We start from the raw sequence: 22,396 nt of genomic DNA, 5'->3' as shown, positions 1-22,396 counted from the left end.
AATTCTCTCCCGGTTTGACATTAAAGGACCTGGAAAGTATCAAAGAGTTGATTCCACAGGTAGAAAAAATAAGCCCTGAAATTGTTTACGAAACAAGTTTTATCAGACAGGCAAGAATGCGAACCGGTAAACTTGTAGGTGTTAATGGAGATTATTTTGACATAAGTAATTTTGAAATTGTTGAAGGAAGCAATTTCAGTGAGATGCAGATCGAGCAATCAGACCCGGTTTGTATAATTGGATATGATGTGAAAACCAGGTTTTTCCCCGGTCAAGATCCAATTGGTAAAAAGATAAAGGTTGGCCATCTTTGGCTTACCGTAATTGGGGTTTTGGAGAAAAAAGAAGTATCAAATGAGAATATCAAAAATCTTGGAATTCGAAATTTTAACCTGGATGTATATGCTCCGGTATCCACCGTATTACTTCGATTTAGAAACAGAGCAGTAGTAACTTCAAGTGATCTTCAATCCGGAGGCGGCTCAACAATAGTTATGGGAGGAGGAAGCATCATGATGTTCTCGACCGGGGGAGAAAATTCAGGAAGTAATCCAGCTGGAAACTATCACCAGCTGGATAGGCTGATCGTAAAAGTGTCTGATACCAAGTACAGTGGAACTATTGCGGAGATCTTGTCGCGTATGTTACTAAGGCGTCATAATAACGTTGTTGATTTTGAGATCATAGTCCCTGAGCAGCTTTTACAACAAGAGCAACAAACAAAACGGATTTTTAATATTGTTCTTTCAACGATTGCATCTATTTCCTTGATCGTAGGCGGAATTGGTATTATGAATATAATGCTCGCTTCAGTAGTAGAGCGTTTTCGGGAAATTGGGGTTAGGATGGCTGTAGGAGCTCAGAAGAAAGATATTGAGCTGCAGTTTTTAACAGAAGCACTTACCATAAGTATTACAGGCGGCTTTATTGGGATAATATTAGGAATGGCATTCAGCTACGTCATTGAAGCTACCGCAGATATTGCTACAATCGTGACCCCATTCTCTATCATCGTATCATTTGGTGTTGCAGTTATCATTGGAGTGGTCTTCGGTTATTATCCCGCAAAACGAGCCGCACAACATGACCCAGTACACGCATTACGCCATGAATAAAAGTCTTTTAAGTTTTCTTGCCATTATAGCTTTTGCTTTGATCTCATTTCAGCTTCAGGCTCAGGATAGCCGGACTCTGAATTTAGAGGAGAGTATAGAGATTGCTAAACAGAATAGTCCGCTTGCACGGGCCGCAAATTTTTCTTTGGTATCTGCAAAATGGAGATATAAGTCATTTAGAGCAGATCTGTTGCCAAGCCTAACTTTAAGCGGTGATGCTCCAAACTATAACAAGTCTATTTTTTCGAATGTGCAGGATGATGGTACGGTTACTTTTTCTTCAAGAACACAGTCTGAAGCATCGGTTGATCTGACCATTGAGCAAAGCATAATGCCTACAGGAGGTAATCTCTCACTTTCGAGTGGTATCACACGACTTGGAATCTTTGAAAGCGAAAACACTTATTTGTGGCAAAGCACTCCGCTTGTTGCCAGTTACCGACAGCCAATATTTCAATTTAATAGTTTGAAATGGCGGAGCAAAATCGAGCCGTTGCGATATCAAATTGCACAAAAGCAATTTGTAGAAGATATGGAAAACCTTGCTTTTAACACTACCCAAAGCTTTTTCGATTTTTTATTGGCTAAAATTAATGTGGAAGTAGCTGAATTCAACGTCACGGTGAATGATTCTATTTACAATATCTCTCAAGGGAGATATCATGTTGGGAGTATTGCTGAAAATGATCTGCTTCAAAGTGAGCTTGCACTCCGTAATGCAGAAACTTCTCTTACAACAGCCTCACTGAATTTTCAAAGAGCGGAAGAAAACTTCAAAGCATTGCTGGGTATACCTGATCAAGTTGAAATAGAGGTTGTAGTTCCTGAAGAAGCTCCGGCACTGAACATTGATGTAGATAAAGCATTGGAATTGGCTCGTGAAAATAACAGTACGTCTTTGGAATTTGAGCTGAGTGAAATTCAAGCCAACCAATCCTATGCGCAAGCAAGGAAAGAGGCCGGGTTTTCAGCAACACTTCAGGCAAGTTTTGGATTAAATCAAACCTCTGAAGAGCTTGCTGAATTATATAATGATCCGCAAAATCGTCAATTTTTTACCTTAGGTTTTGAAATACCGATTTTTAACTGGGGTAAAAATACAGCCGAGATTCAGTCGGCCAGAAATCAGCAGGCCTCAACTGCAAATACTATTGCATATCAAAAGCTGCAGTTTGCCTTAAATGTGAGAAGTACGGTGCGGGAATTTTCTCAATTGCAGAGTCAGGTTGATCTGGCTCAAATATCAGATGAAATTGCTGAGAGACGTTATGATGTTGCTAAAAATCGATATCTGATCGGTAAGATCGATATCACCAACCTCTTTATTGCACAAAATGAAAAAGACAGTGCGCGCCGAAGTTATATACAGGCACTTCGAAACTATTGGACAGGCTACTATAATCTGCGCCGCCTCACTCTTTACGATTTTGAAAGAGATGCTCCGATCGTAGTGGATACAGAGTTATAGGTCATTTCTGTGAAACGAGGATTTCATGCCTAAAAATCAGGATGAATATTCAGGCAATAGCTCTAAAAATCGCGCTGAAGTTTTAATCCCACGATGGAAGTCCTTGATCGCAAAGTTTTCATTGGGAGAGTGTATAGCGTTGCTGGTTAGTCCAAACCCCATCAATATAGATTCCACTCCGAGTACACGCTTGAAATCCGCTACAATTGGGATAGAGCCGCCTTCCCTGGAAAACAGCACATCTTTATCATAAACATCTTCAAAAGCCTTAGCACCTGCCTTAAGCCCATAGAAGTCGAGATCAGTGACTGAAGGATGTCCGCCGTGATGTTCCGTTACGGTTACTTTGACGGTATCAGGAGCCAATGATTCTACATGTTCTTTAAAAAGCCGGGCAATTTCTTTGGGATCCTGATCCGGAACCAGGCGCATACTTACTTTGGCATTTGCTTTGGATGGAAGTACGGTCTTTGCTCCTTCCTTCTGGTAACCGCCCCATATACCGTTTACATCAAGAGTAGGACGGGCCGATGCCCTTTCAAGTGTGCTGTATCCTTTTTCACCATGAACGGCTTCTATATCGAGTGTCTTTTTATATTCTTTTTCATCAAAAGGAAGCTGGGCAAAAGCTTCACGGTCTGCTTTGGTAAGAGGTACTACCTTGTCATAGAATCCGGGAATTTGAATGATCCCATCTTCATCTTTTAATTTAGCGATGATCTCACACAAAACATTAGCGGGGTTCTCAACCGCCCCGCCGAAAACTCCGGAATGCAGGTCACGATTCGGCCCAACTACTTCAACTTCCATATAAGCAAGTCCGCGTAATCCATAGGTGATAGAAGGCTGATCTTCAGCGAACATTGCTGTATCGGATATGAGCACCATATCACAGGAAAGCAGATCTTCATGTTCTTCAAGAAAAGGCACCAGGTTTGGAGAGCCGATCTCTTCTTCACCCTCCAAAACAAATTTCACATTTACCGGAATTTCTTGTCCTGTTTTAACAAAAGATTCGACAGCCTTTACATGAGTGAATGCCTGCCCTTTGTCATCACTTGCACCACGCGCATAGATCAATCCATTTTTTACTGTGGGCTCAAAAGCAGGAGTATCCCAAAGTTCATCAGGGTCGGAAGGCTGAACATCATAATGGCCATAGATCAAAACTGTGGGGCGATCTTTATGAGGGCAATGCTCAGCATACACAATGGGATTTCCGGGAGTATCGTAAAGTTTAACAGTATCCAAATTGAGATCCTTGAGCTGTCTAAGAAGAAAATTTGCAGCTTTCTGGATCTCCTCTTTTTTGCTGGAATCAGTGCTTACACTAGGTATGCGCAGCAACTCAAAAAGTTCCTCGAGGAATTTGTCTTTATTTTGATCAATATACTCTTGAGTTATGCTCATAGTGCTAACAATAAGTTAAGTTTGAAGGGTTACTGTAATTTAAATCACCAATGTGAAGTGTTACAAAAATAAGCAGACTGATATACAACTTCCGAAGGTATTTACAGGTTATAATATTTTGATTCCTTCGTTCTGAATCCAGCCAAATTGACCATTACCCAGCCGGATATAGAGCCAATTTTCGTGTTCATTACTTTTCCAATGATCTACTGTGAGGTCATAACCCTCATAGGCTATGCTTACTAAAGTACTTTCAGCCTCCGGGGCTTGCATTACTCTTTGCGAATTTGAGACTAATATTGCTTCATCATACCGCTGATTCACATAATCAGCATAAAAGGCTAATCCCACTAAGGCAGTACCCGTAATTATCAGTGTGATTATAGTTGAAAAGGTCTTGTTCAGAGAAGGCTTTTTAAACCAGCTAATGTATAATAAAATTAGGCCGCAAAGAGTGATCAAAAATCCAAAAATGAACAAACCGGAAGCAGTTATCTCATTATTGATCCAGTAAATTGCCCGATCCCATGGTAATTTAGGCAACACCGCGGACTGCCGGCTAAATTGCCGGTTTACATATTCCAATGCTGTATTTGATTGACTCCGGGTGGCTTCAAACTTCTGAGCTTTTAAAAAATAGTACTTGGCCAGCCCCATGGAGTCAAGTTGCACAGCAGTTATCCCCATATTAAGAAATAAAGGGCCGGATACTTGTCCCGATGCTTCAATAGATTTGTACATTGCAAAGGCATCATCCAGCTCTCCGTTTTCAAAAAGAATATTGGCCTCATCAAAAGCAGCCTGTTGAGCATAAATCTGAGGGACAAAAGAAAGAGTAAAAATTATCAAGCATGTCCATTTTTTCATGTCAGCTTTCCAATTTCTTTAATAAGTGTCTTAGTTTTTTTAATATCTGAAACGAGGCCTTCCTGAGTTGTATTTGGTGCGTAGGCAATGGTCTCACACTTTGTCAATAAGCGTTTCAGCTCAGATGTAATTTCACTGTCCGAAAACTTATTTATTTCCTTTATGATGTCGGAGTGAGATAATCCAGCGGGCGGAAGGTTTAATTTATCTGTAATAAACTGGATAAGGGCTTTTTCTATCAAATGATATCCGATCTTAATATCTGAACTTTGTTCTGCTTCAGATAGTGTTTTCTGTGCCTTATCATATGCAGTACGTGAACGTGCAAAGGCCATATCGGTATTCATACGATCGCGGTATCTTTTATATCCAAAGGCTCCGATTGTCAATATGATCGGGAAGAAGATCATGATCCAAACCCATGTTTTTTGGTAAAGGGGCTGTGCGCTTGCGGTAGTCCATTGAGCCAGGCCGGTAATGGGTTTTACGTTAAAACGAAGGTCTTCTTCTGCTACTGAAACAGCATTTGGATCACGCTCTACATTAAAAGATAATTCAGGTAACCGCTCTATAACATACTCATTTCTGTTTGGGTCGAAGTAAGCAACACGTTTTTGAGGTATTGTATAAGTGCCTGAATTTCTGGCGATCACAATGTCTGTAAAAGTTCGGGTACCGGAAATTTGACGATCAGTTCGTTGTATGGAAGAGTTCTCCTGAGGATTATATTTCTCCAGTGAGGCCGGTAATTCATATTCGGGTTTATTTACCAATGGCACATTCCCGGTTCCATTTATTTGGGTGATGATCTCGATACTTTCTCCAACCAGTGCATCGCGCTTTGATATGGAGCGAGAGATCTCAAAATTTCCTACTGCACCTATAAAATCAGCATTTTCTAACTCAGGCAGTGGCTGAACTTCTATAGTGACGGGAATGGATTCCAGATTCATGCGTTCTTGATTCAAGCCAAAACCAAATGGATCTGATGCCCCGCGTCTTGAACGTACTGAAACTGAGATCTCAAAAGGACTTAATGTGAGTTCTCCAGGTTTAGTGGGAAACAAAGCATATTGAATAAGGCGGGCACGTTGGTATCTGACCCCATTAATGATGGTGGAAGTGGTTTGTGCACGCTGTGGATATTCCAGTTCTTCTTTCCAAAAACCTTCTGCTTTCCAGCCCGGAGTGGGTTGGTAGGAGGAAACTTCTACTCCGTTCTTAAAATAGAGTACTATATCAGCTATGACCTGTTGCCCAACTACAGGAGATCTTACATCCGGTTCCAGCCTAACATAAATATCAGGTGCGCGTTGTGCTTCTCCCGATTCGATGGCAGAGGGCGACAGCACCTTAAAATCAATTGGAGAAGTATTGTAGGTTTCTCCTTCTACAGGAATAGTTATGGGTGGGACCGTGTAATTGCCGGGTGACTGAGCGATGAGGGAAAAACCGAAAGTATAAGTAACGGAAGGTCTGCCATTAATAAGAGTGTACTGAGTACCACGTGATGTCCTTCCGCTCAACCACCGGAGCCCTTCAATTTCGGGAAGTTCGGGTTGTTGCACGGAACCCATAGATGTTCCGTTGACAGTTACGTCAAGTGTAACCTGTTCACCTGAAAAAATATTTGTTTCAGAGAGCACAGCATTTACTTCAACATCTTGCGCATGGCTTGTAAAAAAGCAGGCAAGTGATACAAGTAAAATGGCAAAGAAATGACTCAGCTTACCAATCTTTATCATGCTTGGCGCTACCATCTGTTTTTTTCTTTTTGAATTCTTTTAGCAGTTCTTTCTCTTTTTGGGCAAGAGCCTGAAGGATCTTTTCTGCATTTTCCTTACTGATCTTCTGAGATTCGAGTTCTTCAGGATTCATCTCCTGAGGATTTTGTTCACCCTGATTTTCAGATTGTTGTTGTTGCTGCTGTTGCTGTTGCTGTTGCTCTTGCTCTTGGTTTTCCTGTTCCTGGTTTTGTTCCTGATTTTGTTGTTGTTCTTGTTGCTGCTGCTGCTGTTGCTGTTGTTTCTCTTGTTCTTGCTGCAGTTTTTCCATCAAAGCATTCAGCTTGGCATCGTTTGGATAACGGGAAAGCCCTTCTTGAACTTCATTAATAGCAGTTTGCAGGTCTGCGTTTATAAATGATTGTGCTCCGTCATGAAAATAATTATCAGCAGATTGTGCAAAGGCAAGGGTAGTAAGTAACAGAGAAAATATAATTGGCAGTAATTTCTTCATGAGATCAATTTGAGTTTATATCAGAAACATTTTTAATTCTCTCAATAAAATCATTGAAAGCACGTACCGTATCATCAGCTTCAAGAGCACGCTGCATTAAATTATAAGCTTCACCATATTTGCGTTGAGCAACTAATTTTTCAGCTTGTTTTTTCATCGCAAGAGCATATTCACTTGGTTCAGGAGGCGGCTGATTCTCTTGATTCTGATCCTCGCCATTTTCATTTTCTTCTTTTTTCTGTTGGGCCAAAGCTAGTTCATAATTGTGCTTGGCATCCATATCCGAAGGATTGAACTTTAATGCATTCTTGAAATGTGATGCAGCAGGTTTCCATTTAGCATTTTCTGCAAGTAATGTTCCAATGTTGTATTCAGCCATAGATTTTTCCCGGGGATCTTCTGTCAGACTTCGGAATTCCATAAATGACTGTATGGCCTCTTCTACTTTGCCTTGCTTTGCCTGTGCGTTCCCGAGATTAAAATATAACCGGGCATTATCAGGTTCTTGTTCAATAGCAGAAATGTAAAGTTGTTCCGCTTCCTCATAATTGCCGTTGTTGTAAGCTTCGTTAGCTTTACGTCCGTCATTTACAGCGGAGGCTGTGAGTAGGATAAAAAGCAGTGAATATGTAAATATTCTGATCACAATAATTATAGATTTTCAGCTAATGCAATAGTTTCATCATCCATCAGCATATTAGTGAATACGTTGTTAACGTCGTCATTTTCTTCAAATTTTTCCATCATTTTGAGATTTGATACGGCTGTATCCTCATCTACTTTTGTTTCAGTAACGGCTTCCCGGATCAAAGTGGCTGACTCAATAGTATAGCCTGCTTCTTCCAGACGGTTCCTTACCTCAAAAAGTTCTTCCCTGGTAGTATAAACCACAAACATTTCATCATCAGTATCTACGTCTGATGCTCCGGCATCTATAGCTTCCAGCATGAATTCTTCATCGCTCAGGCCTTCTGAAGGAATCTGAATCATGCCCTTTTGCTCAAACATATAGCCAACGGAGCCGGTGGTTCCCATATTACCCCCATGCTTTGTAAAAATATGTCGAATATCACTTACCGTGCGATTATTATTATCAGTAGTTACCTCGATAAAGTAGGCTATGCCTCCGGGGCCATACCCCTCAAAAGTAGCCTCTTCATAACTTGCCCCGTCAGAATCTTCTCCAGTTCCACGTTTAATGGCACGTTCAATATTGTCCTTAGGAACATTATCTGCCTTAGCATTATCAATAGCTAAAGATAACCGGGGGTTTCCGTCCGGGTCGCCGCCGCCTTCACGGGCAGCTACAGTAAGTTCTTTGATGTGTTTAGTAAATATCTTAGAACGCTTAGCGTCTTCTTTAGCTTTTTTGTGGCGAATGTTCGCCCATTTCGAATGTCCTGCCATAGAAGGTGATGATCAATTGATATATTTATTTAGCTTTACAATATACAAAAATGAGGTGATGCATAAGAACCTATCGGTATATTTTTATATAAAAAAGAAACCTATCTGTTAAAGCTTGTGTTGAATACAAAATCACTAAAATAGAATGTGTATTTTGGAATTGAATACATTAAATAAAAAAGTTTTGGATCACTAAAATGAATATAGGAATTGCCTGTTATCCAACTTTTGGAGGAAGTGGCGTTGTTGCAACTGAATTAGCAAAGACCCTTGCTAAAAAAGGACATAATATTCACATGATGAGTTATTCCCGTCCCGCCCGGCTAGATACCTTAGAGACAGGGATTACCTATCATGAAGTATCTATTAATTCTTATCCGTTATTTGATTACCCCCCCTATGCCCTTGCTTTAGCCTCCCAAATGGTGAATTTGATCGAATACGAAGATCTTGATCTTCTTCATGTGCATTACGCGCTTCCACATGCCACAAGCGCCTATCTCGCCAAGCAGATCATGGCGGAACGAGGTGTTCATGTCCCTATCATAACAACTTTGCATGGAACCGATATTACACTGGTAGGAAAAGACCCAAGCTATAAACATGTGGTGGAATTTTCGATCGATAAAAGTGATGGGGTAACAGCGGTATCCGAGTATCTGAAGAAAGAAACCTATGAGTATTTTGAAATTGAGCAAGACATCAGGGTAATACCTAATTTTATTGACCTGGGTCGTTTTCAAAAATCAAATAAGAGTCACTTTAAAAAAGCGATCTGCCCTAATGATGAAAAGGTAGTGGTTCACGTTTCTAATTTCAGAAAAGTGAAAAGAGTGCCAGAAGTGGTAAAGGTGTTTGCGAAGATCCTGGAATCCGGAATTGATGCAAAGTTGTTGCTGGTGGGTGATGGCCCTGATCGGCAAAAAGCTGAGCAACAGTGTCGCGACCTGAAAATTTGTGATCAGGTTCGTTTTCTGGGGAAACTGGAACAGGTAGAAGAAGTGCTTTCCATTGCCGATTTGTTTTTAATCCCTTCCGGTTCGGAAACGTTTGGCCTTGCAGCACTGGAAGCCATGAGTTGCAGCGTGCCTGTGATCAGTTCCAATATCGGAGGACTGCCGGAAGTGAATGTCCATGGCAAAACCGGGTATCTATGCGATCTGGATGATGTGGATTGTATGGCTGAATATGGGGTGCAGATCCTTAGTGATCCTGAACTTCATAAAGAACTGTCGGCAAATGCCCGCGCCCATGCCGAGCGATTCAACCAGGATGAGGTTGTTAAACAGTATGAGGATTTTTATGTAGAAGTGAGCGAACGTTTGAAAGCTCAGGCCCCTGTTTCCTGAATAGGACTTTTCAGTACAAACCATATAAAATAAAAGCCCTACACATGTCAATGTGTAGGGCTTTTTAATTTGTAGTTACATTAGCTTTAGATCAAGCCAGTACTTTAGAAACTTCTTCAGCAGCTTCTTTCAGTAATACAGCAGAGATCACATTTAAGTCACTGTTGTCGATGATCTCTTTGGCTTCCTTAGCATTGGTTCCTTGCAGACGAACAATGATCGGTACATTACTTACTTTCTCGGCAATTTCAGGGTCTTTAACCGCTTCGATCACTCCGCTGGCAACACGGTCGCAACGAACAATTCCACCAAAGATGTTGATCAAAATTGCCTTTACGTTTGGGTCTTCGAGGATGATACGGAATCCGTTCTTCACGGTATCAACATTAGCTCCACCGCCAACATCCAGGAAGTTAGCAGGCTCGCCACCGGATAGTTTAATGATATCCATGGTTGCCATTGCAAGTCCGGCACCGTTTACCATACAGCCAACATTACCATCTAACTTGATGTAATTGAGGTTGTATTTCTGGGCTTCAAGTTCCAGCGGATTTTCTTCGGCTTCGTCTTTTAGTTCAGCCAGATCTTTGTGACGGAAAAGGGCATTATCATCAAAAGTTACTTTAGCATCTAAAGCGTACACTTTGTTGTCAGGAGTCACGATCAATGGATTGATCTCAAACATATTGGAATCCGTTTCTTCATACGCTTTGTATAAAGCCTGGATCAATTTGATACCGTTTTTAAGAGCTTCACCTTCAAGGCCAAGTTCAAAAGCAATTCTGCGAGCCTGATTTTGCTGCAGATCCATTCCCGGTTCAACCCATTCCTTTACGATCTTTTCAGGAGTTTCTTCAGCTACCTTCTCGATCTCAACACCTCCTTCAGTGGAAGCCATGATCACATTCTTGCTTACTGCACGATCCAGTAAAATACCCAGATAGAATTCAGACTTTATATCAACACCGTCGGTAACGTAAAGTCGCTGGACAAGCTGTCCTTCTTCTCCGGTCTGAACAGTAACAAGTATATCGCCAAGTAAATTTTCAGCGGTTTCTTTTACTTCTTCAATGGTTTTGCAGAGAACAACACCCTTGGCATTATTCTTTTTAGTGCGGCCTTTTCCACGTCCGCCGGCATGAATCTGAGCTTTAACAACAAAAAGTTCTGCTCCGTCTTCTTTCAGTTTTTTAGCGGCTTCAACCGTTTCTTCAACCGTGGTAGTGGCAATTCCGGCAGGAACGGCTACATTATATTTCTCAAGAATTTCTTTGGCTTGATACTCGTGTATTTTCATGGATACAATTTTAAGTATTAAAAGCAATTTTAGGGGTGCCAATAATACCGAGATTAGGAGCTAAAAGAAAGGAAGAGGACGATTCTTTACATGTGATATCTTAAACTAATTTTTTAATACACTCATTCTTTTAAAAAATGATTTACCTTTGGCATTTACTATTCACAAACGCTAACTTTGCGAATCAAAAGCAAAAAGGTACTCCCGCTTGAAGAAAGCTAAGATCATGACTGCAGAAGACCTGGATCGCACTTACCTGCGGTTTGCCCATCAATTTCTGGAAGGTTATGATGATTTTTCACGTCTCGCTATCATAGGGATGCAGACCCGGGGTGTTTATATGGGGAGACGAATAACTCAGGAGATAAAGAAAGAGTTTGGTGCTGAAATCGATTTTGGTGTATTGGATGTGACTTTTTACAGGGATGATTACCGGTCAAAATTGAAAATGCCTGAAGTACAAGTCACCGAAATTCCTTTTGATCTGTATGACAGAGATATTGTATTGGTGGATGATGTGCTTTACACAGGCCGTACGGTACGTTCAGCGATGGATGCTTTGATGGCATATGGCCGCCCGCGGAGTATTAAATTTTGTTGCATGGTAGATCGGGGACACAGAGAGTTGCCCATTGCCGCTGACTATATGGGAATCTATCTGCCTACCTACGAAAATGAAGAAGTGCGCGTAAAGGTGAAGGAAATTGACGATGAAGATGCCGTTTATGTTGTAGAAGTGGAGGATGGGGATGAGTAACAACTCCGGTGAATATCAGTTCGATCAAAAACATTTACTTGGGTTGTCAGATTATTCAAGGGAAGATATTCTCTTTGTATTGGAACAAGCCAAGTATTTTCGGGAAATTTTAGATCGTCCTGTGCCTAAAGTTCCGACCCTTCGTGATAAAACTATTGTAAATTTGTTCTACGAGAACAGTACCCGTACAAGATTATCTTTTGAACTTGCCCAGAAGCGCATGGGGGCTGATGTAGTAAATTTTTCTACGAGCTCATCCAGTACCAAAAAGGGGGAATCGTTAAAAGATACGATCCGCAATATCAGTTCCATGAAAATTGATATGGTGGTGGTCCGGCATGAAAGTCCTGGAGTCCCTCATTTTCTTACCAAGTGTGTGGATGCGGCCATTCTGAATGCAGGAGATGGAGCTCACGAACATCCAACTCAGGCTTTGCTTGACATGTTTACCATGCAGACCACTTACCCTGATTTGAAAGGTAAAAAGATCGCGATCATAGGTGACATCTCTCACAGCAGAGTGGTGCGATCCAATATAATAGGGTTAAAAAAATTAGGTGCTGATATTGTTTTATGCGGACCTAAGACACTGATGCCGGTATTTGTAAATGAGATGGGCGTCGATGTTTCGTATAATCTGGACGAAACGTTGGGTTGGTGCGATATCGCTATGGCTCTACGAATTCAATTAGAAAGACAAGACAGGGGCACGGAGTTTTTCCCTTCACTGAGAGAATACCATGAGAGATTCGGAATTAAACTTTCTCATCTTGAGAAATATCCTGATTTTAAAATAATGCATCCGGGGCCAATAAATAGAGGGGTAGAAATGGAAAGTGAAGTTGCGGACAGTGACAGAGCGGTGATTTTAGATCAGGTCACAAATGGTGTTGCTGTAAGAATGGCTATCCTCTATTTATTGAGCGGCGGCAACAGAATTTGAGTTTATAATAACTCAAAAGCTCGAATTAGATTAACACAAGCATAACATTTAGAAAAGTTCATTTTTGAGGTACCTGAAATTGACTTTTAAACTTTGGAGGGTTCAGTCGGGCTAAAACAATGCCTGTAATCACGAGACCGGCTCCAATATATTGAAGTAGCGTGAGTTCTTCACCTAATAAAATCAGGCCAAAAACGAGGCCTAATACCGGTACTAAATTTTGATAGGCTGCCGTTCGCACCGCACCGATCTTTTTCACTCCATTATTCCAAATGATATAGGCTAGCCCTATGGATAGAGCTCCACTGTATAATATTCCGCCATATCCTATCATGGAAATACCTCCCCAGTCTAAATTGATCATGAATGGCAGACCGATAGCAAGTAGCCCGATCAAACCAATGAGAGACATAAAGGCAGAATATTGCAGCGGGCTGTATATTCTGAGGTATTTCCTGGAAAGAATGGTAAAGGTAGCCCAACAAACAGCGGCAATCAGTGTAATGATGTTACCGAGAAAAGATTCAGATTTAAAAGACAAAGTATCTTCTCCACCCATGATTATGAAGGTAACTCCCGCAAAGGCAAAAAATACTCCAAGAGATTTAAATAAGGTGAGTTTTTCGTCGGTGAAAAACTGGGAGAGTAATGCCACCCAGATCGGTATGGTGCCCAGCATTACTGCTGCATTTGCAGCATAGGTATAATTCAACCCAATGATAAAAAAGAGTTGATAGAGCACATTTCCAATGATCCCGATTCCCACTAATTTCCAGAAATGTTCTTTTTCTACGGTTAGTGAGTACCCTTTTTTACGGGCGAAATAGGAAAGCATGGCCGTTGCAAAAATGAAACGCAAGGCGTTAAAGCTGTATGGGTCCATTTCTTCAAGCGAAACCTTAACAATGCTGAAGTTTAACGCCCAGATAATGGCTACAAGAATAAGACTAAGGTCAATTAGGTATTTACGAAGCAAGGAATTGTTTTTTTGGTGAGGCCAAATGTACGTGGAATTGATTTTTAAACCGAACTCAATCTGGAATTTAGCGCAGAGCTGGTCAGTTGATAACATGGAGGTTCTGCAAGAAGAAAAATGTTGGGACTATGATATTAACCCAGGGTTAATTTTTAAAAAAAAGTGGGAACTATTTAGAAATGTCCGTAGTTTTATGACCTTAATTCAAAAAATGACTTAAAGTCAATAAATGGGAATATCGGAACGTAAAGAACGGGAAAAAGAGCAAAAGAAAGCCCTAATACTTCAGTCAGCGGAAGCGTTGATTATCGAGAAAGGGCTCGATAATCTGAATATGGACGAAGTAGCTGAGCGGGCGGAAGTGAGCAAGGGTTCTCTTTACCTCTATTTTAAAAATAAAACCGATGTGGTTTTAGGGATCTGCAATAAAGCCACCGGGATGTTGTCCAAAGAAATTTCGGAAGTATTGACTCGCGACATTTCGGGTATTGAAATGGTTTATTCCATAGGTGCTACATTTTTGAATTTTGTTCGGGCACACCCGGAGTTTTTTCGCTCCATGCGCTTTTTTGATAACCTCAAGGATACTGATCAACTTTCTGAAAGCGATTATATAGAGATGTGCCAAAGCAATATGAATACTTCATTCACCAGTATGGTTCGTGCAATCCAGGTGGGGATGCAAGATGGATCCATTCAAAGCTCGTATGATCCGAAAGAGTTGGCGGTGTTGTTGTGGAGTACCTCGCATGGGTTAGTGAATATGGCTTATCTGCATCAAAATACACCGCACTTTCAGTTGCTTGAAAAGAATAAGATAGAGATGAATTCTTTGTTTGAAGCATATATGAAATTAATAGGCTGCGGAATAGCAACGGATGATGATGTAGTTAATAATGACTTGAAGTCAATTTTTGAAACAGAAAAAAAATAAACTCGTAAGAAGCCACCGATTTTAGAACTGAATTATAAATGACACCAAATATTTTTATGCGCTCTTTTCTTATAACCTTTGTATTCGTTTTTTTTAGTTGCATGAATGCTTTTGCACAGGTAGAAACAGACAGTTTGCTTACTGATGCCGTACTGACTTTGGAAGATGCCATACAAGTAGCTGTGGCAAATAACCCTGAGGTGAACCGGGCTATTCTCTCTGTAAAAGATGCGGATGAACTTGTTGACATCGCCCGGAGTGAAGTATATCCGAATATTTCATCCAGTCTAAACTATACCCGGAATATCGAAATTCCTGTTAGTTATCTTCCGGCACAAATTTTTGACCCAAATGCACCGGAAGGTCAACTTATTGGAGTGCCTTTTGGAACAGATAATAACTGGCAGGGTGGTTTCACGGTTCAGCAAAATATCTTCAGGGGAGAAGTTTTTGTAGGCTTATCAACTTCGGAGATCTATAAGGCTGTACAACAGGAAAATCTCAGATCGGTAACCCAGCAGGTTATTACCCGGACTCGGGTTGCTTACTATCAGGTGTTAGTAGCTAAAGAACAATTGCGGCTTCAGGAAATTCAGATAAAAAGGCTGGAACAGAATTTAAATAATAACCAAGCTCGCCAGCGAGCGGGGCTGGTGGATGATTACGCCGTTTTGCAATTAGAGGTACAACTCAGCAATCAGCGTCCTCAACTTATAGAAGCTCGCTACGATGTTGATGAAGCCTTTAGAAATTTAAAAGTAGCTTTGGGTATACCGCTTGAAATTGATTTCGAGGTGAAGGGAAACCTGAACTCATTTGATATTATCGCTGGTGAGGTAGAGTCCGATGAAAATGCGGGGATCAAAAGAGTAGATCAAATGAATCCGTTTACTTTTCAGATAAAACAGGATAATTGGTCTTCTCTTATTGAAGAACGGGGAGATCTACGGGTTTTGGATGCACGTTTAAATCTAAATGAGAAAGAAATTCAGGCAGTGAAAAGTAGATTCCTTCCTACTATCACTGCCACATATAACTTACAATGGAGTGCAGCTCAGTCCGGCTCTCCTAAATTTTTCCAGAATCCACCACCCGAAACGGCCCCAAATCGAATTCAATCGCTTGCGATAAATGTAAGCTTGCCTTTATTCGAGGGTTTTAAAAGAACTTCAGATGTGCAACGTGCTCAGATCGCCCGCAAGGATATTGAAGTACAGCAACGGGCAGCAAAATTAGTAGCAGAAAATGAAATTGCCTCTTCTGCAGAACGCCTTAATAAATCTTATGAAACGGCAACCGCTCGAAAACAAGCGCTGGAACAGGCCGAAGAAGGATATCAGCGGGCATTGAGAAGATTGGAGAACGGCGTCGGTTCACAGATAGAAGTAACGGATGCTGAGGTACAGGTTCGCCAGGCTGAGGTGAATTACGCCTTGATGGTATTTGAATATTTAAGTGCAAAAGCAGAATACGACCTGGCTACCGGCCGGGTGCCTTTTGTAGATGTGGATGATGCAGAATGATTTCTAACACAAAAGACAAGAACTCACAAATAATGAAAAAATTTAATCTGGCAGTATTAATAATAGCAATGGCTTCTATAGCTGCTTGTTCAGGTAGCGAAGTAACAGAGAATGAAGGTGATGAGCCGGTTGGGAAATCGGTAAATGTAAAAACCCGGGTTTTGGAACCGGAAACCTTCAAGAGCTGGCTCAGGGTAGTTGGCAATGTAGAAAGTAAAAATGATATCATGATCTCTGCTGAGGTTGGAGGGCGTGTTTTAGAACAGCTTGTAGACGAGGGTGAAAGAGTTCGAAAAGGACAGGTTATCCTTCGTATCAATGATGCCAAACTTCAGGAGGAAAAAGCCCGTCTTGAAGCTGCCAGCGAACAGGCGAGGGAAAACTATGAACGGCTTCAGAGAATTTATGAGGAAGATGGCATTGGTTCAGAGATCGATGTATTGAATGCCAAATTTAATTTTCAACAAAGCAATTCCGCCTTTAAGTCAGTCAAAGTTGATATTGAGAACGCAACGCTCGAAGCTCCTTTTGACGGGTTAGTTGAATCTTATTTGCTGGAAGAAGGAGAAGTGGCAAGTCCCGGGATGCAGGTGGTACGCTTGATCGGGACAGATAATTATATCGTTTCAGCAGGAGTTCCGGCACGCTATGCTAATGTGATCCAAACGGGAGAAGAGGTGGAGTTATGGTTTGATTCGCAAAATCCGGATACGCTCAGTGGAACCATTTCATATGTTGGAAACAGTATTGATCCACTGAATCGAACTTTCAGAATTGAAGTGCTTCTTCCCGAGCAAAACAGAAGTTACAAGGTCGATATGATCGCCAATCTCAGGCTTTTAACACTGACGGAGGAGAATGTTGTGATTGTCAGTGAGGAATATATCTACAAAGAAGAGAATGACTTTATCGTTTTCGTAAAGGCTGAAAATGAAAATGGATACCCGGTTGGCAAAAGAAGAGTAGTTCAGCTTGGTCCATCTTTTAAGTCTGATGTTATCATTAGATCGGGATTAGGTTTTGGAGATGAATTGATCACCACAGGCTCAGCATTTTTGAATGATGGCGCCTTGTTGAACATAGTAGAATCAAGCAACAGCGACCTCGCGGCACAATAAAGAATTTTAAATCAGATTCCGGAGAATCATAATATGAGTACGGAGAATAGTAAAAACGGAGTCTTTGGTGACGGGAAAGTCGCGAAAGACCCTTCAGACCGAAAAGAATTTTGGCTGTCCAGTTTTTCCATTGATAACCGAATCAGTGTATTGGTATTAATAGCACTTATAGCAGTGATGGGAATTGTGTCTTATGTCACTATCCCCAAAGAATCCTTCCCAAATATTACCGTGCCTAATATTTTTGTGGTGACGATCTATCCCGGTGTTTCCCCGGAGGATATGGAAGGCTTGGTGACCCGAAAGTTGGAGGATGAGCTGAGCAATATCAGTGATGTGAAAACCATGACATCGACTTCCTCTGAAGGCTATTCCAATATCAATCTTGAGTTCAATACCGACATTGATATTGATGAAGCACTTCAGAAAGTAAGGGAAAAAGTGGATCTGGCTAAACCTGAGCTGCCCGAAGATGCTGAGGACCCGACCATTCAGGAAGTAAATTTATCTGAATTTCCGATAATGCAGATCAATTTGTCAGGAGATTATAACCTGGATATCCTGAAAGAATTGGCCGAAGATTTGCAGGAAGATATTGAGGCAATTCCATCTGTATTAGGCGTCGACCTGACGGGTGGATTAGAGCGGGAAGTGCAAGTTGAAGTAGACCTTCCAAAGCTCAAATATTACAATATGAGTTTTACTGATATTGTGACTGCCATTCAGGAAGAGAATGTCACTGTTCCCGGTGGGGATATTACGGTGGGGGCAAAGAATTTTTTATTGCGGGTTCCAGGTCAGTATCAAACCACAGCTCCTATTGAAGACATTGTGATCAAAGCTGAAAATGATAAGCCGGTTTACATTCGTGACTTGGCTACCGTTACGTTTGGCTACAAAGAAAGGGAAACGTATTCTACCCTCGATAACTCTCCGGTGATCACTCTTGGGGTAAAGAAACGAAGCGGGGAGAATCTCCTTGAAACTTCTTCACAGGTGAAGTCTATTCTTGAAGAAGCCCTCCCTACCCTGCCCCCAAGTACGGTTTATAAGATCACCAACGATCAAAGCATCGATATTAAAAACATGGTTACCAATCTGGAGAATAACATCATATCCGGGCTGATCCTTGTAGTTGGTGTACTCCTGTTTTTCCTTGGGGTGAGAAATGCGTCTTTTGTAGGTGTAGCCATTCCATTGTCCATGTTTTTGTCTTTCATTGTGCTCAGTGCATTGGGAATTACTATGAATATGATCGTTCTTTTCTCTCTCATCCTCGCGCTTGGTATGCTGGTGGATAATGCTATTGTAGTTGTGGAAAATATCTATCGTTATCTGGAAGATGGATACGATAATTTTGAAGCTGCAAAAAAAGGCACGGGAGAAGTAGCGGTGCCAATCATAACAGGTACGGCTACAACTCTGGCTGCCTTTGCTCCAATGATATTCTGGCCCGGTATTGTGGGTGAATTCATGAGTTATCTTCCAATAACGCTTATTATAACTTTAAGCAGTTCGCTTTTTGTTGGCTTGATCATAAACCCGGTTATCTGTGCTTTATTTATGCGAGTTGATACTGAGCAAGGAAAAGCTGTAATGACAGAAAAAGGAAAAAAAATCCTGTACGGAATTACCGGGGTTTTTGCTTTGATATTGCTGATATCTAGCTTCGTGAGCTGGAGCATGTTGATCAGCTTAGGAGTGCTGTTCTGGCTCTCTAACAAATATATTCTCAGCCCAATTGGGACATGGTGGCAAAAAGAGGGATTGAATAAAGTGCTTAGTAGATATGAGGGTACGTTGGAGTGGTCGCTGAACCATCGGGTAACATCCATCGGTATCTCAATAGGTGTTTTGGTTTTGAGTATAATAGTATTGATTGCCTTTTTCCCGGGTTCAGAATTTTTCCCTGAAGACATACCTCCCCGTGATGTTTATGTACAGGTTGAAACTCCGGTTGGCTCTGATGTGGAGTTCACCAAAAGCGTGATCGATAAAGTAGCCGCCCGTGTAGAACAGATGCCATATAATGTTGATTACAACACGATCCTGGCAACTTCCGGCGCAGCTATAACAAGTGACCCATCCGGTATGGGTGGAGGTAATTCTACACATTTGGGAACCGTAGCCATCAATTTCAAAGATTATGAAGAACGTGAAAAGGATATTTTTGAAGCGATGGAGTATATGCGGAATGATCTTGCCGGATATGTAGCAGGTGCTAAGATCACGGTAGAAAAACCACAAGATGGCCCTCCTACAGGTCCTCCGGTCAATCTCGAAATTTCCGGTCCTGAAATGGATCTTTTAACCAGAATTTCTAACGAGATATTGAGGAAATTAGAAGCAGATTCCATCTATGCGAAATTGGATGGCTTGCAAACGGATCTTCCTGCATCACGACCTGAAGTAAAAGTTGTAGTAGATCGAGAAAAAGCAGCATTATTCGACCTGAATACAAATGCGATTGGAATGACGGTTCGCCAGGCAATCAATGGGGTGGAAGCTTCCAAATTCAGAGATGGGAAAGAAGAATATGACATTGTTGTTCGGCTTTCTGATGAGTACCGAAATGACCTAAGTACTCTTGCCGATCTCACTATTTTTCATGAAGGTGTTCAGGTTCCTCTTTCTGAAGTAGCCCAATGGGAAGTAAGTGATGGTTTTGGAGGTATAAAGCATAAAGAGTCCGAACGGGTAATAACCATTAGTGCAGATGTGCGTTCAAGATATCAATCCAATGCGGTACTGGCTGAAGCACAAGATCTTTTAGCAGACTATCTTGATCAAATGCCGGCCGGCTATTCGCACGAGTGGACAGGACAGCAACAGGATCAGCAGGAATCTTTTGAGTTCCTCGGCAAGGCATTTTTGATCGCTTTATTCTTGATCGCATTTATTTTGGTATCACAATTTAACTCCATCGCCAAGCCGTTGATTATCTTAAGTTCCGTGATCATGTCAACGGCCGGTGTATTCTATGGACTGGTAACGTTTCAGATGGCACTTGGATTGATGGCCATCCTTGGAATAATTTCATTGGCAGGGGTTGTGGTGAATAATGCCATTGTGTTGATCGATTACGTAGATATTTTGCGCTCCCGTGATAAAATGGATCTTAGAAGTGCTCTCATAGAAGGAGGGAAAGTTCGTTTCCGTCCGGTTATACTGACCGCTATAACTACAACATTGGGGCTTGTTCCATTAGCCATTGGTTTTAATTTCGACTTTATTGTTCTTGTCTCAAGTCCGGTCGAATTTTTTACAAATTTGAACGAATATATTTTCTGGGGCGGTGAACAAGCAGCATGGTGGGGGCCAATGGCTATATCAGTTATAGTAGGACTAATATTTGCAACTGCCCTTACCTTGATTCTGGTTCCTGTGTTATACAGTGTGATAGAACGCGCACGCCGAAAACTCAATGTTACCCTATTTGGTACTACTGAACCGGGGATCATTAAAGATCAAAGTGAGCTTAATGGGGAGTCAAGGCCTAAGATCCCCGAACCTGCGGCAGGTTAAAGCAGGCATCAAACGAAACGGTTTAATAGTTAAGTCCGTACATTTATGATGTACGGACTTTTTTATGTCTGAAAAATTTTATCTTCCTCAAAAACAATAAACACCAATTACGTGATACAACGACTTCAAACCTTATTTTTAGCTCTCGCTACTCTGTTAAACTTATCAGCGTATTTCACACCTATCTATGAAAAAGCTATGGATGATCCTCAGCAATGGATCGGCCTGGGCTTAGCGATCTCATTAATGATAGCTATGGTATCGAATGTAGTGAGCATATTTCTTTACAAAAACCGCAGGAATCAAATAGTTTGGATAAAGTACTCAGCACTTTTTCAGGTCATCGGTTTTGGGTTCTGTACGGGGGTTTTATTCTCTTTAGGTGGTATTGGAACCTATTTATGGGATGAGGCCCTTGGAACAGGTTTGGTGTTTCTGGGATTGATCTTCCAGATTCTGGCTATAAGGTTTGTACGAAAAGATGAAGAGCTGGTACGGTCGATGGACAGGATCCGGTAGGTTATTTTGAATCAGCCTTACTCCAAACTTAAAGTTTATGGCATTCTTGCAGTTGGTCTTTCGACCTTCGGTATTGCCCCGGTGCTTGTCAAGTTTGCCACGGATTATTCTGCCCTACAGCTTGTGACCATACGTACCGTTGGTGCATTCCTGATGTTGGTTCCCATCTATTTATACCAAAAGCAGAGTAAAAAATATGATGTTAAAGTGGTTGGTAATGAAGGCAAATGGATGGCTTTGGCCGGAATTGCTTTGGGGCTGCACTTCACCTTATGGACGAGCTCACTGTTTTTTACTTCCGTTGCTTCCGCTTCGGTTTTGGTAACTATTCATCCCATTATGCTCATCATAGCAGAGCGCGTGCTATTCAAAATGAAGTTTGCCCCAACCGTTTGGATCGGAGTATTTGTAGCTTTTTCAGGATCTGTTTTATTGGGATATTCTGATTACAGCAGTGAATCTACCTTTGCCAATCCGGTATTAGGTAATGCAATGGCTTTTGCCGCAGCGGCCATTTTTGCCGTGTATTTTTTAATTGGAAGAAAAGTACGCCAAAACAGATCATGGCTCGGATATGTTTTCCCTGTATATGGATATGCAGCTGCTACCTGTTTGGTTATTCTGTTGGTGGCCGAAGGAATTCCTACCAATATTGAGCCGGTAGTCCTTTGGGTAGGAATTGCGCTTGCCGTGGGTCCACAGCTGATGGGGCATGGTTCCCTGAATTACGCCGTTAAGTATGTTTCGCCTACTCTGCTATCCACTTTGATTCTAACAGAACCGATATTTGCTACCATATTGGCGTTTTTCATTCTCGGGGAATTGCCGGTGATATTGTCATTCGTTGCTATCTTCATTACTCTTATAGGTGTTGTGTTAACATGGAGGCGAAAGCCTAAACACAAAATTGAAAACCCTATTCAAAACCAGTAATTGGGTATCTTTCCAGA

Annotated in this window: 19 protein-coding genes; 11 read left to right on the top strand and 8 right to left on the bottom strand. The window is 41.4% G+C overall.

Features of this window, described 5'->3' with window-relative positions:
- Both VFM80_RS06150 and VFM80_RS06145 read left to right on the top strand, forming a co-directional pair.
- Window positions 1-1,115, top strand: a 1,115-nt coding sequence (locus VFM80_RS06150) for an ABC transporter permease (protein ID WP_395070611.1), incomplete at its 5' end; no start/stop codon positions are given.
- On the top strand, window positions 1,108-2,583 hold the full coding sequence (locus tag VFM80_RS06145; protein WP_395070609.1) for a TolC family protein: 1,476 nt from the start codon (window positions 1,108-1,110) through the stop codon (window positions 2,581-2,583). The genes VFM80_RS06150 and VFM80_RS06145, both read left to right, overlap by 8 nt.
- Window positions 2,584-2,619: 36 nt before the next feature.
- On the opposite strand, the gene VFM80_RS06140 is transcribed toward VFM80_RS06145, so the two are convergent.
- The 6 genes from VFM80_RS06140 to VFM80_RS06115 all read right to left on the bottom strand — a co-directional run bounded on the left by VFM80_RS06140 (window position 2,620) and on the right by VFM80_RS06115 (window position 8,505).
- Window positions 2,620-3,993 carry a dipeptidase gene (locus VFM80_RS06140; protein ID WP_395070607.1) on the bottom strand — a complete coding sequence of 458 codons (1,374 nt, stop codon included), beginning with the start codon at window positions 3,991-3,993 and terminating at the stop codon, window positions 2,620-2,622.
- Window positions 3,994-4,101: 108 nt separating this feature from the next.
- A complete protein-coding gene (locus tag VFM80_RS06135) occupies window positions 4,102-4,860 on the bottom strand; it encodes a GW dipeptide domain-containing protein (protein ID WP_395070605.1) in 759 nt (252 codons plus the stop codon).
- Window positions 4,857-6,605 carry a BatD family protein gene (locus VFM80_RS06130; protein WP_395070604.1) on the bottom strand — a complete coding sequence of 583 codons (1,749 nt, stop codon included), beginning with the start codon at window positions 6,603-6,605 and terminating at the stop codon, window positions 4,857-4,859. Before VFM80_RS06130 ends, VFM80_RS06135 begins: the two co-directional genes overlap by 4 nt.
- A complete protein-coding gene (locus VFM80_RS06125; RefSeq protein WP_395070602.1) occupies window positions 6,589-7,098 on the bottom strand; it encodes a hypothetical protein in 510 nt (169 codons plus the stop codon). The genes VFM80_RS06130 and VFM80_RS06125 overlap by 17 nt, the downstream gene beginning before the upstream one ends.
- A 4-nt stretch (window positions 7,099-7,102) precedes the next feature.
- Window positions 7,103-7,744, bottom strand: coding sequence for a tetratricopeptide repeat protein (locus VFM80_RS06120; protein WP_395070600.1), 642 nt, complete (start codon window positions 7,742-7,744; stop codon window positions 7,103-7,105).
- 5 nt (window positions 7,745-7,749) lie between these two features.
- Window positions 7,750-8,505: a YebC/PmpR family DNA-binding transcriptional regulator gene (locus VFM80_RS06115; protein ID WP_395070598.1), complete on the bottom strand. Its 756-nt coding sequence runs from the start codon at window positions 8,503-8,505 to the stop codon at window positions 7,750-7,752.
- Between the two features lie 197 nt (window positions 8,506-8,702).
- On the opposite strand from VFM80_RS06115, the gene bshA reads away from it, so the two are divergent.
- On the top strand, window positions 8,703-9,854 hold the full coding sequence (gene bshA, locus VFM80_RS06110) for an N-acetyl-alpha-D-glucosaminyl L-malate synthase BshA (RefSeq protein ID WP_395070596.1): 1,152 nt from the start codon (window positions 8,703-8,705) through the stop codon (window positions 9,852-9,854).
- A 91-nt stretch (window positions 9,855-9,945) separates the two neighbouring features.
- On the opposite strand, the gene sucC is transcribed toward bshA, so the two are convergent.
- Entirely contained in the window at window positions 9,946-11,151 is a 1,206-nt protein-coding gene (gene sucC / locus VFM80_RS06105; protein ID WP_395070594.1) for an ADP-forming succinate--CoA ligase subunit beta, read from the bottom strand.
- 208 nt (window positions 11,152-11,359) lie between these two features.
- On the opposite strand from sucC, the gene pyrR reads away from it, so the two are divergent.
- On the top strand, window positions 11,360-11,908 hold the full coding sequence (gene pyrR, locus VFM80_RS06100; RefSeq protein ID WP_395070592.1) for a bifunctional pyr operon transcriptional regulator/uracil phosphoribosyltransferase PyrR: 549 nt from the start codon (window positions 11,360-11,362) through the stop codon (window positions 11,906-11,908).
- Window positions 11,901-12,851 (top strand): aspartate carbamoyltransferase catalytic subunit, encoded by a 951-nt coding sequence (locus VFM80_RS06095; RefSeq protein WP_395070590.1) that lies wholly within the window; start codon window positions 11,901-11,903, stop codon window positions 12,849-12,851. The genes pyrR and VFM80_RS06095 overlap by 8 nt, the downstream gene beginning before the upstream one ends.
- A gap of 58 nt (window positions 12,852-12,909) precedes the next feature.
- Here VFM80_RS06095 and VFM80_RS06090 read toward each other — a convergent pair whose 3' ends face one another.
- Window positions 12,910-13,827: a DMT family transporter gene (locus VFM80_RS06090; RefSeq protein ID WP_395070588.1), complete on the bottom strand. Its 918-nt coding sequence runs from the start codon at window positions 13,825-13,827 to the stop codon at window positions 12,910-12,912.
- A 229-nt stretch (window positions 13,828-14,056) separates the two neighbouring features.
- Here VFM80_RS06090 and VFM80_RS06085 point away from each other — a divergent pair, with 229 nt between their 5' ends.
- The 6 genes from VFM80_RS06085 to VFM80_RS06060 all read left to right on the top strand — a co-directional run bounded on the left by VFM80_RS06085 (window position 14,057) and on the right by VFM80_RS06060 (window position 22,379).
- Window positions 14,057-14,761, top strand: coding sequence for a TetR/AcrR family transcriptional regulator (locus tag VFM80_RS06085; protein ID WP_395070586.1), 705 nt, complete (start codon window positions 14,057-14,059; stop codon window positions 14,759-14,761).
- A 101-nt stretch (window positions 14,762-14,862) separates the two neighbouring features.
- Window positions 14,863-16,284, top strand: a complete 1,422-nt coding sequence (locus VFM80_RS06080; RefSeq protein WP_395070584.1) for a TolC family protein — start codon at window positions 14,863-14,865, stop codon at window positions 16,282-16,284.
- A 32-nt stretch (window positions 16,285-16,316) separates the two neighbouring features.
- Window positions 16,317-17,402 (top strand): efflux RND transporter periplasmic adaptor subunit, encoded by a 1,086-nt coding sequence (locus VFM80_RS06075; RefSeq protein WP_395070582.1) that lies wholly within the window; start codon window positions 16,317-16,319, stop codon window positions 17,400-17,402.
- Between the two features lie 33 nt (window positions 17,403-17,435).
- On the top strand, window positions 17,436-20,927 hold the full coding sequence (locus tag VFM80_RS06070) for an efflux RND transporter permease subunit (RefSeq protein WP_395070580.1): 3,492 nt from the start codon (window positions 17,436-17,438) through the stop codon (window positions 20,925-20,927).
- 111 nt (window positions 20,928-21,038) lie between these two features.
- Window positions 21,039-21,446, top strand: a complete 408-nt coding sequence (locus tag VFM80_RS06065; RefSeq protein ID WP_395070578.1) for a DUF4293 family protein — start codon at window positions 21,039-21,041, stop codon at window positions 21,444-21,446.
- 6 nt (window positions 21,447-21,452) lie between these two features.
- Window positions 21,453-22,379 (top strand): DMT family transporter, encoded by a 927-nt coding sequence (locus VFM80_RS06060; RefSeq protein ID WP_395070576.1) that lies wholly within the window; start codon window positions 21,453-21,455, stop codon window positions 22,377-22,379.
- Window positions 22,380-22,396 lie beyond the last annotated feature (17 nt).

It is taken from the genome of Gracilimonas sp., assembly GCF_035704785.1.
In the GTDB taxonomy this organism is placed as follows: domain Bacteria; phylum Bacteroidota; class Rhodothermia; order Balneolales; family Balneolaceae; genus Gracilimonas.
This window is presented reverse-complemented; position numbering and strand designations above follow the sequence as displayed.